Origin of the sequence: Kineobactrum salinum (assembly GCF_010669285.1) — a bacterium.
GTDB classification, from domain to species: domain Bacteria; phylum Pseudomonadota; class Gammaproteobacteria; order Pseudomonadales; family Halieaceae; genus Kineobactrum; species Kineobactrum salinum.
In genome coordinates this window covers 4529173-4542915 of the sequence record NZ_CP048711.1, presented here as the reverse complement: position 1 = coordinate 4542915, position 13743 = coordinate 4529173, and the positions used below count along the sequence as shown (strand labels likewise).

General features: G+C 61.4%; 10 protein-coding genes. 8 read left to right on the top strand and 2 right to left on the bottom strand.

Features of this window, described 5'->3' with window-relative positions; all coding sequences use genetic code 11:
* Positions 1 to 47: 47 nt before the first annotated feature.
* The 4 genes from mscK (at position 48) to G3T16_RS20255 (ending at position 8607) form a co-directional block, all read left to right on the top strand.
* The gene (mscK, locus tag G3T16_RS20270; RefSeq protein ID WP_163496807.1) at positions 48 to 3368 is read left to right on the top strand and encodes a mechanosensitive channel MscK; all 3321 of its coding nucleotides are present in this window, start codon (positions 48 to 50) and stop codon (positions 3366 to 3368) included.
* Positions 3369 to 3876: 508 nt separating this feature from the next.
* Complete coding sequence (locus G3T16_RS20265; RefSeq protein WP_163496806.1) at positions 3877 to 6594, top strand: hypothetical protein; 2718 nt, start codon at positions 3877 to 3879, stop codon at positions 6592 to 6594.
* Positions 6555 to 7172, top strand: coding sequence for an AsmA-like C-terminal region-containing protein (locus tag G3T16_RS20260; RefSeq protein WP_163497204.1), 618 nt, complete (start codon positions 6555 to 6557; stop codon positions 7170 to 7172). The genes G3T16_RS20265 and G3T16_RS20260 overlap by 40 nt, the downstream gene beginning before the upstream one ends.
* A gap of 82 nt (positions 7173 to 7254) precedes the next feature.
* Complete coding sequence (locus tag G3T16_RS20255) at positions 7255 to 8607, top strand: sodium-dependent transporter (RefSeq protein WP_163496805.1); 1353 nt, start codon at positions 7255 to 7257, stop codon at positions 8605 to 8607.
* A gap of 15 nt (positions 8608 to 8622) precedes the next feature.
* Here the strand turns inward: G3T16_RS20255 and G3T16_RS21410 are convergent, their stop codons facing one another.
* Complete coding sequence (locus G3T16_RS21410) at positions 8623 to 8796, bottom strand: hypothetical protein (protein WP_197911779.1); 174 nt, start codon at positions 8794 to 8796, stop codon at positions 8623 to 8625.
* Between the two features lie 68 nt (positions 8797 to 8864).
* Here G3T16_RS21410 and xrtH point away from each other — a divergent pair, with 68 nt between their 5' ends.
* Together xrtH and G3T16_RS20245 are read left to right on the top strand one after the other, a co-directional pair.
* Positions 8865 to 9359, top strand: a complete 495-nt coding sequence (gene xrtH / locus G3T16_RS20250) for an exosortase H (protein WP_163496804.1) — start codon at positions 8865 to 8867, stop codon at positions 9357 to 9359.
* Positions 9356 to 9958, top strand: a complete 603-nt coding sequence (locus G3T16_RS20245) for an exosortase H-associated membrane protein (protein WP_163496803.1) — start codon at positions 9356 to 9358, stop codon at positions 9956 to 9958. Before xrtH ends, G3T16_RS20245 begins: the two co-directional genes overlap by 4 nt.
* A gap of 46 nt (positions 9959 to 10004) precedes the next feature.
* Here G3T16_RS20245 and G3T16_RS20240 read toward each other — a convergent pair whose 3' ends face one another.
* Entirely contained in the window at positions 10005 to 10907 is a 903-nt protein-coding gene (locus G3T16_RS20240) for a TIGR01777 family oxidoreductase (protein ID WP_163496802.1), read from the bottom strand.
* Between the two features lie 298 nt (positions 10908 to 11205).
* On the opposite strand from G3T16_RS20240, the gene G3T16_RS20235 reads away from it, so the two are divergent.
* Both G3T16_RS20235 and G3T16_RS20230 read left to right on the top strand, forming a co-directional pair.
* Entirely contained in the window at positions 11206 to 12051 is an 846-nt protein-coding gene (locus G3T16_RS20235; protein WP_163496801.1) for a hypothetical protein, read from the top strand.
* 307 nt (positions 12052 to 12358) lie between these two features.
* Positions 12359 to 13735, top strand: coding sequence for a Fic family protein (locus tag G3T16_RS20230; protein ID WP_163496800.1), 1377 nt, complete (start codon positions 12359 to 12361; stop codon positions 13733 to 13735).
* Positions 13736 to 13743 lie beyond the last annotated feature (8 nt).

The following is a 13743-nucleotide window of genomic DNA, read 5'->3' as shown; positions in this document are numbered from 1 at the left end:
TCGCGCACGGCATTACCCTGCGCAACAGGATTGGTCCGGATTTTCCCATGCCTCGCATTGTTCCCCTGCTGTACTGCCTCCTGTTTCTGGCGCAAACCCTGTTACCCGCCCCTGTCCGGGCCGCCGAGGACCTCGCTCAGCTCATCGACACCAGCCGCGAAGAACTCAAGCTGCTACAGGACAGCGACCGGGCTGCTGCGGAAAAGCAGGAACTGCAGGAGCTGTACCAGAATATGCTGGTATTTCTGCAGCGTGCCCAGGCTCGCCAGGAGGAGCAGGCCGAGCTGCGCCAGCAACTGGAACAGGCACCCGCCACAACCCGTGATCTCCGGCAACAGATTGCAAGTCTTGAATCACCCTCCACTGCTGCACTGCGCACCAGATTTGAGGAGCTTAGCCTGGCTGTGCTGGAGGAGCGCCTGGGAGAAAAAGTCAGCCGCATGTTCAGCTGGCAGCAGGAATTGATCGAGGCCAACAGCAAGCTGGTAGCAGCCCAGACGCTCCCCGAACGGACCCAGACCCGGGTTGCCGCGAATCAGACCCGGGAGCAGCTCATTGCGGAACGTCTGCGGCAGCTGCAGCGGCAACCGGAAAGCGGCAATAACCGGCTGCAGATCCGGTTGCTGGAAGCGGAGCAACTCAGCTTGCAGGCCGACAGCCGGTTGCTGCAGGAACGACTGAATGCCAATAACGTATTGCAGGAACTTACGCAGCAGCGCCGCAACCTCCTGCAACAACAGATCCGGGGGATCGAACGCGAGATCGAGGCGCTGCAGACCGTCCTGAATGACAAGCGTCTGGGCCAGACCGAACAGACCGTTACCGAGAGCGCCGATCAGGCACTGCTGGCCAGTGATCATGCAGTGCTGCGCGAACAGGGCAGCCTCAACCAGAGGCTCAGCGAAGAACTGCTGAAAGCCACCACCAGTGTGAGCGAGCTGACCGCCAGAAATATCAAGACCCAACAGCAGATCGACAACCTGAAGCAGATCGACCGCGCGCTGGAACAGCAGATCGATGTCCTGCAGGGCAGCGTATTGTTGTCAAGGGTGCTGCACCAGCAAAAACGCGCCCTGCCCAAGCTGCAGCTACAGGGCACCGTTGCCGACCGGGTGGCCGATCTGCGACTACGCCAGTTCGAACTCAACAATCTGCGGGAGGAGCTGGCGAACCCTGATGCCTATCTGGCGCAATTGCTGGAGCAACTGCCCGCAGAGCGCCGCGAGGAGCTGGGCGAAGATCTGCGGCGGGCCGTTGCCAGCCGCAGCAGCCTGGTGGAGCAGTTGAGCAACGTTATCAATACTCTGCTCAGCCAGGCGATCAGCCTGGAGATCAATCAGCGCCAGTTGCGCCAGCTGAGCAACAGTTTGCAGCAGACTATTGACGACCAGCTATTCTGGGTGGCCAGCACCCATCCGGTCGACGGTGCCTGGCTGCTGGCCCTGCCGGGCCAGATCCTCAAGCAGTGGCAGAACACCGAGCTGCAACCCCTGCTGGCTGCAACCCTGCGGACTCTGGCCAACGCCTGGCCATGGCTGGTGCCGCTGTTGCTCCTGCTGGCAGGGCACACTCTCTGGCGCCCGGGGCTGCGCAACAGGCTGCGCGCCATCAATGAGGATGTGGGCCATTTCCGCCGCGACAGCGCTGCCCTCACACCCCGGGCGCTGGCACTCACCGCGCTGATCATTGTACCGGTGCCATTGATCCTCGCAGCCCTGGGCCTGGTACTGCTGAGGACGACGGAAGACCCGTTCATGCCGGTACTGGGCGATGCATTCCTGCACCTGGCCCTGATCTGGCTGGTGCTGCACCTGCTGTATCGGGTACTGGACCCCGGCGGTATCGCCGCCCGGCATTTCGGCTGGCAGGAAGATGTTGTGGATCGCCTGCACCGACTGACCCGGAACATGGCCTGGATCGTACTGCCACTGATCCTTATCATCACGCTGAACCTGTCTCTGCCCGAGTTGCAGGGCGAGGACGTAATCGGACGATTACTGATGTTCATCGGTCTGCTGTCGCTGGGGATAATCCTGTGGCATATGATGTGGCGCAGCGAACCGCTCTACAGTTCCCGGCTGGTTCATGTCAGTGCCACCCTGATTCTCGGCCTGACGCCGCTGGTGCTGGCGGGCATTATCGCCTGGGGCTACCAGTACACCGCCATGAACCTGGCCGCCCGCTATATTTACACGCTGGGTCTGATCGTGCTGTGGATGTTGGTGGAGGGCACCGCAGTACGCAACCTCAGCGTGGCGGGCCGGCGCCTGGCCTATCAGCGTGCAGTGAGCAAGCGCGAGGCTGCCCAGGCCCGGGATGGACACGATGCCGAAATCGCCATTGAGATTCCGGCAATGGACATGCAGCAGATCAACCAACAGTCTCTGCGATTGATCAAGCTCGGCATTCTTGCGTTGTTTACGGTTCTGGTCTACCTGGTATGGTCCGATCTGATCAGCGCCATCTCCTACCTCGACTCCGTGACCCTGTGGGAGTACAACGCAGGCAGCAGCGACAATCCGCAAATCACGCCCATGAGCGCCGCCGATATACTGGTAGCGCTGGTGATCGTCATATTTACCATAACCCTGGCCCGCAACCTGCCCGGCCTGCTGGAGATTCTGGTCTTCTCCCGCATCGATTTGCGCCAGGGCAGCAGCTATGCCATCACTACCCTGCTCAGCTATACCATTGTCAGCATCGGTATCATCAGCGGACTGTCCGCGCTGGGGGTCAGCTGGAACAAACTGCAATGGCTGGTAGCAGCGCTGGGTGTCGGACTGGGCTTCGGCCTGCAGGAAATCTTTGCCAATTTCGTGTCAGGACTGATCATCCTGTTCGAGCGTCCGGTACGCATCGGCGACGTCGTCACCATTGGCGACCTGTCCGGTACCGTGAACCGGATACGCATACGCGCCACCACCATCACTGATTTCGACCGCAAGGAAATCATTGTTCCCAACAAGACCTTCGTCACCGAGCAGCTTATCAACTGGTCGCTGACTGACACCGTCACCCGCATTATCATCCACGTGGGCGTCGCCTATGGCTCAGACCTGAACAAGGTCCAGGAACTACTGATGGACATTGCCCGCAACAACAGCCGGGTCCTCGGGGATCCCGAACCGATGGTGCTGTTCCTGAATTTTGGCGACAGCACCCTGGATCATGAGTTGCGCGTCCATGTGCGGGAACTGATGGACCGCAACCAGGCAATCGATGAAATAAACCGGGAGATCGACCGCCAGTTCCGCGAGCATGACATCGAGATCGCATTCCGCCAGATAGACCTCAATCTGCGCAACAGCGAGGGCCTGGAACAACTGGTGAGCCGCCTGCAGCCCACCAAGGGGGATGCAGAGACCTAGGGCCTGGTCAGGATCTCATTGCCTTTGCCATTCCCGGTGGGTTCAAATGGTGCCCGAGGCCGGAATCGAACCGGCACGACCGTTTCCGGTCGAGGGATTTTCGTACCACTTCGGCTTTCGCCGCCAGTATCCCGCGAGATACTGTTCGTGGTCTGGAGCACGCCTTCACCCTAGCCTTCACGTTGCCGCCATGCCTTAGGTGCCCGCCGTCTGCTCTCTACACCTTCCCCAGGCTGAGTGCCTGGGGCTTGGCTCGGCGTTGGCTCGGACGCGCAGGGTGTCCAGGGCTTTCGCCGAGTTTGACGGGCTTCACCTTCGGGTTTCCCCCGGAGGGCTCAAATTGTTCAAGTCCCTTGTGTCTACCAATTTCACCACTCGGGCGTGGTCACTGCGTTTGCCGGTCCCGCTATCCGATCTGGTCCGGAAACACCGGCACCGACGGGCCGGCATCATAGCACAGCGCTGAAAGCGGGCAAGGCCCGTGTTAGCAGCTGTACTGGCGGTCCGTGTGAGCACAGCCCGATGCCAGGCTGACCCGCGTGATACACTGCCGGCCTCTGGTAGTGATTTCTATTTGATCATGCGGATACTCTGGATTTTGCCTGTGGTACTGCTGGCGGCGCTGCTCACCGCCGGCCTGCTATTGCTGCGCTCTCCGCATTTACTGGTGCCGGCGGCACAGTGGGGAGTACAGCGCTTTAGCTCGTTGCGACTGGAAATTGCGGGGCTGGAACTGGATCTACCCGCCCGCGAAATACGTTTCACCGAGCTTCATCTGTACCAGCCTGAGGCAGAGGGCCCGCCCCTGTTTACCGTGCTGGACTTTAGCGGTCACACCCGCCTGCGTGACCTGTGGAGCGGCGACCTGGCCCACACTGATCTCGCCGCCGCCAGCGTGATGATCTATATTGCCGCAGATGACGAGGCGGAAGACCCCACACCGGCGCAATGGCTGCAGCACCTGCGTTATTTGCCGCGTGAGGTCAACATCGACAGTGTTCACCTGATCAACCAGGACCGGGATGCGTGGATTTTCCCGCTCCGCGCATTGCACGGCCGACGCACCGCCGACCAGGGATTTCGCGTCACGGCGGGAGCAGATTATGAGGGCGAGTCGCTGGACGTGGAACTGGCGATCGCTGCCATTGATCGCAGCAGTTACCTGGCCGGCATCAACCTGGAAGCGACACTGTGGGCACCGGCCAGTGAGAGCAGGGCCCGGCTCGGGGGCCAGTTTCGCGCCGACAGCGATGACATCGGCTACGATTTTTCCGTCGACGCCAACTTCCGCGATGTAGGCAATGTGCTCAAGGCATTCGAACAGGCGCCGCCGCTGGCCGGGTCCCTGTCCCTGCAGGGCCGGATGACGGGCAACAGCGAGGGCTTCGCCCTTAGCGGCGCAGCCTTTGAGCTGGACAATCAGCCCGCATACCACTTCGAGGCCAGCGGGGAACTGCAGGGGCAGACCGGCGGCGACCCGACCCTGTCCCTGATAGCCTCCGGGGAAATGGATTCCATGGAGTACTTTCTGCGCTGGCTGGACCTGGACCTGTCACCCCTGGGCAGTGTCCGTGCCAGTATTGCGCTGTCGGGCAGCCTGGGCGCCACCGTGGTGGACCAGTTGACGGTGGTGACCCAAAGCGCCGAGGGCCTCTGGATCAGTCTCAACGGCAGCTCTGGCCCCGGCAGCCTTTACACCACCCGCCTGCCGGCGGACAGCAATTTCACCGTGTACCTGAACGCACCTGCGCTGGCGGTACTGGACCCCTGGCTGCCACAACCGGTGCCTGTGGACCCGGGGCCATGGCAGCTGTCAGCACGCTTGCTGGAGGACGGCGGCGCACTGCGGGTGGACGACATACGAGGGCAGTTGGGCGACGCCGACGGCGAGCTGTTGCAGCTTGGCGGCCAGATCGCCCGAGTCGACCTGGACCTCCTGCCGGAACCGGCTGCAGCCACTGGTATAGACCTGCAGTTGAAGGCCAGCAGCTCTGAGTTGGCTCGCCCCGCGGGCTGGTTTGAGCAGACGACTCCCACCGGCCTGACGCTGGAGGCCAGTGCCAGCCTGAGCGGCAATGGCGCTGCGCTGGAACTGACAGAGGGAAGCGCCCGGATACAATCGGACGTGATGACGCTGGCGGGCACTGGCTTCAGCGCCAACGTGGCCCAGACCCGCGACTTTCGCCCGGACCAGATCCGGGGCCGCCTGCAACTGAGCGTGGAGGACACCGCTGCGCTGGCACCCTATCTCGGGCGCGAGGTTCCTGCCCTGGGCAACATTGCGGCCTCCGCCCAATTGCGCCAGCGCGGCCAACAACTCGACCTGCTGGAGCTGGAGGCGCTGCTGGCAGGTGAGATCGGCGAACTGAATGCCACCGGCAGCGCCCGCGACCTGAGCGGCGACCCGCAGCTGGAGCTGACGACCCGGGTGAGCGCGCTCAAGCCTGCCGTGCTGGCCCAGGTTCTGCTGGGCGACGCCCCGGCGGCGCAGTCACTGCCTGCGCTGTTCGGCGAGTTCGCGCTGACTGCCCGCCCCTCCCGCAATGACATCACCCTGTCCAGCCTGCAACTGGCCAGCGCACCAGAGGATCCGCTGCAACTGACATTGCAGGCAACGGCGAGCCTGGCGGATGAGGCGTACCAGGGCAGGCTGGAAGCCGACTATGCCGGCACGGATACCGCACTGCTGGAGAAGCTGACCGGTCTGCGGCTGGCGCCGGTGAGTGGCGGACTGACCCTGAATGTCGGCAATCACAGTGCAGAACTCGCGCTCGACTCGCAGGTCGGCGACACGGAGCTGACACTATCGGCCCTGGCCGAGCACACTGAGGGCACCATCACCGGGTTGAGCGTCAGCCTGGACTCGCCACAGGTGCGACTGGTGGATCTGGGTCTACAGGCTGCCAGTGACGCCGAAGAGGCCTATAAACCCGCCGAGCGGCTGGAGCCGGTGGCGGAGCGCAGCTCCCTGCAACAGGCCCTGGAGCAGGCGCCGCGTTTTCCGCTGGACCTGCGCATCAATCTCGGTGTGCTGCGCGGCGAGCGCTCGCGTTTCGATGCGATCAGGATCCATCTCACCGGTGAACAGAGCCGCTATATATTGCGTGAGTTCGACTTCAGCTATGACAACGCCCCCGCCGAAATCCGTGGTATCGTGGATATCAGTCTCAGCCCCCCGGGCTCAGCATTGCCGGCCAGGCGTCGAAGATTCCGCTCAACACGCTGAGCCAGGACCTGGGGATAGAGCGCGACATCAGCGGTTCGCTGAATCTGCGCGGCGGCCTCAGTGCCCAGGGCATCACTACCGGGGAACTGGTGGCCCAGCTCAATGGCAGCGTGGGGCTGGCACTGGAGGACGCGACGGTGGAGGGAGCGGCCTACGATGTACTCGCCACCAGCCTGCTCACCTGGCTGTTTTCCGGCGCCGCTCTGGAAGAGTCCACGCAGATACAGTGCACAATGGCCCGCTTCGCGCTGGTGGATGGCGTCGCTCGCAGTGACGATATCTATGCGGAATCCGAGCGCATGATCGCGACCGGTGAGGGTGAGTTTGATCTGGTCAACCGGACGCTGGCGATGACCCTGACCCCGCGCTCCCGATCCCGCGCCATCCAGATTCCGTCAAAAATCACCCTGCGGGGCGACATGGCGAGCCCGCGTGTAACGGTTTCGCCGGTCACCACCACCCTCAATATCTCCACCGAGGTGCTGCTGTTTCTGCCGCGGATGGTCATGAAGCTGCTTGGACTGAACCGCGGCCGCAGCGACGGCGGCCGCGAGTGCGTGGTGCAGCCGATCCAATAAGCTGTCAACCCAATAAACTGCCAGCGCGAATCGCTTCATGGTAGACTTCCGGCCCCAATAATATCTGGAATCGGAATCCTTTATGGTAGCTTCCCGGGGTGAGTTCAGCTCACGATTAGGTTTTATCATGGCAGCGGCAGGCAGTGCCGTGGGGCTGGGCAATATCTGGGGTTTTCCCACGCAGGCTGCCAGCAATGGCGGTGCTGCCTTCCTGTTGGTCTACCTGGTGCTGGCCTTCACCCTCGCCTACCCGGTGCTGATGGCCGAGCTGATCATTGGCCGCCACGCGCATGCCAATGCGGTCAGGGCGCTGCGACTGATCTCGCCAAACGCATTGATGCGCCGGGTGGGGACGGGCACCGGCATTATCGGCTTTATCGTCGCCAGTTTTATCCTGAGTTTCTACGCCATCGTGGCGGGCTGGATGATTGCTCACTGCCTCGGGGCCCTGGCCACGCTGCTCAAATTTGGGGCGCTGTCGCAGTGGCTGACGGAGTTCAGCCTGACCCGCAACCTGGGCTTCATGCTGTTGTTCATGGCGCTGACCGTCGGAATCATTTCCGAGGGCGTACAGCAGGGTATCGAGCGCTGGTCCAGCCGTTTGATGCCGACGCTGTTGGTCTCGCTGATACTGCTGGTGATATACGTGCTCACTCTCGACGGCGCCATGGCAGGACTGAAAGTCTACCTGCTGCCTGATTTCGAGCGGGCACTGGCGCCGGGACTGATCATCAAGGCGCTGGGCGCGGCGTTCTTCTCCCTGTCCCTGGGCGTGGGCACCATGCTGATCTACGGCTCCTACATCAGCGATCGGGAAAACCTGCCAGTGCTCGGTGGACTGGTAACCCTGGTGGATGTCTGTATCGCGGTGATCGCCGGCTTCCTGGTGCTGCCGGCAATGTATGTGGCCCTGCACAACGGCGTCGAGATCTTTGCTGCCAGCGGCGAATTGCTGTCGGAAGATACGCTGATATTCACGGTGCTGCCGGCCCTGTTCGAGACGATGGGGCTGGCCGGCGTGATCGTATCGGTGGTGTTTTTCTTCTTGATGAGCATCGCCGCGCTGACCTCCTCCATCTCCATGCTGGAGGTGCCGGTTGCCTATACCATTGAAGAGCACGGTGTCAGCCGCAAGGCTGCGGTGGTTGTGATCGGCGGCCTGATAGCCGTCGCCAGCACGGTCATCCTGCTCAATTTCGATACGCTGTTCGGGCTGGTGGTGGCAGCCACCACCCGCTACAGCGAGCCCCTGCTGGGCTTCATGTTCTGTATCTACGTCGGCTGGGTCTGGCACCGCAACAAAATATTGAAGGAACTGCGCAAGGGCAGCCCGGACGTGGAGCACACCCTGTTCTGGAAAATCTGGCCCTGGTATGTACGGCTGGTATGCCCGCTGATCATCCTAGTCATTTTCGCCCAGCCACTGCTGGGCTGATGCGAGGCCTGCACCTCAATGACTGTCCCTGCGACGGGGAGTAACGGCAAGAAAGAAGATACCGTAGCCCAGACTCACGGCAGCAAAGAGTATCGCCACCCAGTCCCCGGTCTGCAGAAAAATCCAGCCGCTGAACACCAGCATCAGCGTGGTAACCACCAGTCCCGTCATGCGCGCTGCCTGTGACACCCCACCCTCCGCTGTGCTACGCTCGACCCCGTGAATTACAGGGCCGCGCAGCGAATCATAGCATCCCAATGGCAAAATTTATCGTCGTATTCCTCTCGATCCTGCTGGGGCTGTTCACGCTGGAAATGCTGGCGCCTGTGCAGGCCTCGGTCATCCAGCCCTTCACCGCTGCCCTGGCCACCCTCAGCGCCGCGCTGATCACGCCCTTCGACAGCGACGTGCTGGCCTACGGGCGGGTGATTTCCCACACGGTGAACAATTTCGCGGTTTCGATCGAAGCGGGCTGCAATGGCGTCGAGGCCACCATTGTGCTGGTGGCCGGGGTACTGGCCTACCCCGCCCGCTGGCATTTCCGGCTGGGAGCCATCCTGCTCGGTTTTCTGACCATCCAGCTCATGAATATCGCGCGCATCATCAGCCTGTTTTACCTGGGCCAGTGGAATATCGATATCTTTACCTGGTCCCATCTCTACCTGTGGCCAGTATTCATCATGCTGGATGTCCTGGTGGTGTTTGTGCTGTATCTGCGGTTTCTGGAGCGCCAGTCACGGGCGCTGGCATGAGCCTGCATCGCTATATCGGTCTGGTCATCCTGCTGATGGTGCCTTTTTTCACACTCTGGTATGCCTTGGGCGCGCTGCCCTCCGCACCCGCGCTGTGGTTGTCGCAATTGACCCTGAACGCCGCCCTGCCGAACGTACTGGAGGCCGTCACGATCGACAACCACCAGCTGCTGGCGCTGACCCGCTTCGGCGAGCTCGATGATCAGGTCGTATCGCTGGCCGAGGCGGAATACCAGCTGGCATTCCCGCTCAATACCCGCATGTTGTCCTACTCAGTCCCGTTCTATGCCGCCCTGCACTTCGCCAGCCGGCTGCAGCGGCCACTGGAACGCTTCGCCTGGGGCCTGTTCGTGCTGTGGCTATTGATGTTCATCGGTATTGTCGCCGTGACGCTGAAGAACCTGATGCTGGGGCTCGGTGAATTGCTGTACACCCACAGCACCGTGCCGCTGCCGCCCCCTCCGGCCATCGCGCTGCTGTATCAGTTCAGCACGCTGATCGTGCCGACGCTGGCCCCAGTGGCGCTGTGGGCCTGGAGTGTGCGCAATACGCCCCAGGGAGCCGCCCTGCTGGGCAGGAATGGCGCAGAGCGGCCCTGATCCGCACGGGGCAAGGAGGCTGCAAGGGAGTTTGCAGCGCGCCGGATCAGGCCGCTTCGCGTGGCGCCAATATATCGGACAGGGCTTGCTCCAGAGTCGGATAATGAAACTCAAAGCCCGCGTCGACCAGCTTCCCGGGGACCACCCGCTGCCCCGTCAGCAACAGTTCCCCCGCCATTTCCCCCAGCAACAGGCGCAGCACGGGAGCGGGAACGGGGAGCGCCGGCAGGGTCCTGAAATATCGCTGCACGGCACTGCAGAATGCACGCTGGGTCACTGGTTCTGGTGCGCTAAGGTTGTACGGCCCCTCCATGCCAGGCTGCTGCAGCAAGAAACAGATGGCGCGCACCACATCCTCGCGATGGATCCAGCTCAGATACTGCTCGCCGGAGCCCGGCCAGCTGGCAATTCCGAAGCGGAACGGGCGCAGCATCTGCACCAGCGCGCCCCCATCATTGTCCAACACCACTCCCAGACGCAACTGGCATACCCGCACTCCCAGCTCCCTCGCCGGCAGCGAGGCATGCTCCCACTGCCGACAGAGATCACTGGAAAATGAGGGCTCGGAGCCGGCATCCTCTGCCAGTGGTTCACCGCCTCTGGGGCCATAATAGCCGACCGCACTCCCGCTGAGCAGCACTGTCGGCGGCCGTGCCTGTCGTCGCAGCAAAGCGATCAGCTCGCGGGTGGTTTCGACCCGGCTGGCCACCAACTCACGCTTGTAAGGACTGGTCCAGCGCCGCCCCGCCAGCGGCGCGCCGGCGAGGTTGATCACCGCATCGATCTCAGCCTCGGTGCCAAGTTCTTCCAGCGACTGGACATAGCGGCGTCCAGCTTCGTCACGGCGCTGGCGGCGACTGAGCAGTGTCATCCGGTGACCTTCGCCCAGCAGGCGCGCCACCAGTTCCGTGCCAATAAAGCCTGTGCCACCGGTAATCAGGATATGCATGGTGCGTTCTCCGGGCTGTGGCCAGCGAGCAGTCGCAGCGTCCTCGTCAGAACCAGTATAGTCCACTGTGTTTGTCCGCGAAGCGCCGCCGAGGGTACGCTGTCACCATGAACATCGCGCCGCTGAACCTGCCCAGTCACAGCGCTACTGCAAGCCCATACCCGCCCGGTCGTGCCCGGCGGCAGTCAAAAGTTCGCGAACCGGCCACGGCACAGACTGGCAAACCGGTCTCTGAAAGCTGATACTACAGCACAATCGGGCCTGGCCCGGTCAATTTACCTGCAAGGAGTTCGATATCATGAAAATCACCGTAGGTCGCGCCTTCTGTCCCGCACTGCTGGGTTTGGCCCTGGCCAGTCCCGCTCTGCACGCGGATGTCACCGAAGCGGTAGACCAGAACGGCAACACTATGACCTTCGAATATGAGGGGGAACAGTTACGCATCAATCATGCCGACCAGCAGGGCTACATGGTAATGCGCGACGACCGCATCTATGTGGTCAACGATGCCGATGGCGAGTTGATGGTCATCGACGTGAGCCAGGCCATGTCGATGTTCGGCGGGCTCGCCAAATCGGTGACCCCGGACATGACCCAGGTGCGGGTGGATTCGCTGGAGCCAACAGGCCGCAGCGAAACAGTGGCCGGCATCGATGGCGAGGTGTACATCCTCAAATACCAGGACGAGGACGGCAAGGCCCGGGAAACCGAGATGGTATTGTCCTCCGATCGCCGGGCGATCGGTTTCCGCGATGCGATGCACCGAATGGCCAGTTCTCTGGCGCGTTCGCTGGACCAGCACTACGACGCCTCTGAATATCTGCAGCACCAGCTGGCCCGCAGCGACATGGGTGTGCTGCGCTATGGTGCCGATATCCGCGTGACCTCAATCACCGAAAACCGCGTGGACCCCGCGCGCTTTGTGCTGCCGGCAGAGCCTACCGACCTGTCCGGGCTGGGCGGCATGCTGGGCGGCGGCAACGCCGACGGCGAGTCGGGCGGTATCATGTCCGGTATTTTCGGTGGCGGGAACGATAAATCACAGACCGAGGAAAGCGGCGACAGCGAGGAATCGGCTGGCAACGCGGTGGAAAATGCCGGCAAGGAAATCGGCAAGGCTTTTGGCAAGCTGTTCGGCAAATGATTGCATGGGCAAGCAGGCAGGCACGGGGGCTCATGCACCCGTGCAGCTTCCCACGCCAAGTCATTGATTTTGATAAAATTGTGGAGTCGGGTCTTCTTCGAAAAGATGGTTCATCGTATTGTTTTATACGACATATTATATTCTCGATAATGGCTTATACCGCCATAAATACCGTGAATCCTCATTCTCACCTGTCTTTCACCGCCCTTGCCGAGAGATGCTTGTCCCAATTTCCAAGAATCTAGTAGATGGGCTGACTTAATGACTATATACTAATATTTACCTAATTAGTACATAGGGTCGAGCAGTGAAGATTCCAGAACTGCCTCCGACAATGGAGGCCTACATCTCGGGTGCAGTTGCGGCGGCAAATGCCAAAACGCCATCGTTGACCAACTTCATGCCGTGGATCGGAATGGGCTTGAAGCCCTTTGATGCGAAAGGGCGCTATCTACATTGGGATGAACTGAAATACAAGGAGCCGCCCGGCACCCTCACCCCCGAAGAGTACTGGCTGGCTACGAAACAGGCGAGGATGTCCAATGCCGAAACCCTGCCGCTGATCGACAAGGACGGGGTCAACTTCCACTACTGTCCGAATGCCATCATCACCGCAGACCTGCTGACGATTTCCGAACAGGCCAAGGGAGCGGTGGCGGCCGACCCGCGGGTGAAGGATCCGTCGACTCAGCGCACCTACCTTATCAATTCCCTGATTGAGGAGGCCATCAGCTCCAGCCAGTTGGAAGGCGCCTCCACCACCACGCGGGTGGCGAAGGAGATGATCCGCACTGAAAGGGCCCCAAAGACACATTCTGAGCAGATGATACTCAACAACTACCGGGCCATGCTTTTCATAAAGCAGCACCTGGATGACAACCTCACCCCCGCCATGATCTTCGAACTACACCGGCTGCTGATGGAAGGCACGGTCGAAAAAGAGGACTTGCACAAGGTCGGCCAGTTCCGGGCGGCCACTGACGACATCGCCGTAGTCGACAACATGACTGGCGTCTCGCTCCACATTCCACCCACGGCGGGCGAACTGCGGGGCCGGTTGAAGGCGCTTTGTGACTTTACCAATGGCAAGACCGGAGACCAACGGCTTCCTGATGTGATCCGCGCCATCCTGGTTCACTTCATGGTCGGCTACGATCATCCCTTCTTCGATGGCAACGGCCGGGTGGCGCGGGCGCTCTTCTTCTGGATGGTAGTGAGGTCCGGCTTCTGGCTGCTGGAGTACACCTCGATTTCATCGGTCATCAAGAAGGCAGAGCCAAGCTATGTTCGGGCCTACATGCACTCAGAAACCGATGGCGGGGACGTGACCTACTTCATCGTTCATCAGTTGGATGTGATCAAGAAATCCATCGCCAGACTCCACAGCTATCTCGCGAGGAAGACGCGGGAGCAGCACCAGGTCCGGGATGCGTTGGCGAAATCGGGTATCGCTGCCCTGCTGAACCACCGGCAGCTGGCTTTACTGCACAATGCTATCGAAAAGCCCGGAGTACAGTACACGGTGAAGAGCCACCAGACCTCGCACGGGGTGGCTTACGAGACGGCACGGTCAGACCTCCTTGCCCTGTCGGAAACCTACGGCCTGCTGCAACAATCCCGAGACGGAAAGGTAAGACTCTTCCTTTCCCCGGCGGACATCGGGGAGCGCATCAAGGCTCTGTAGGGACGCAT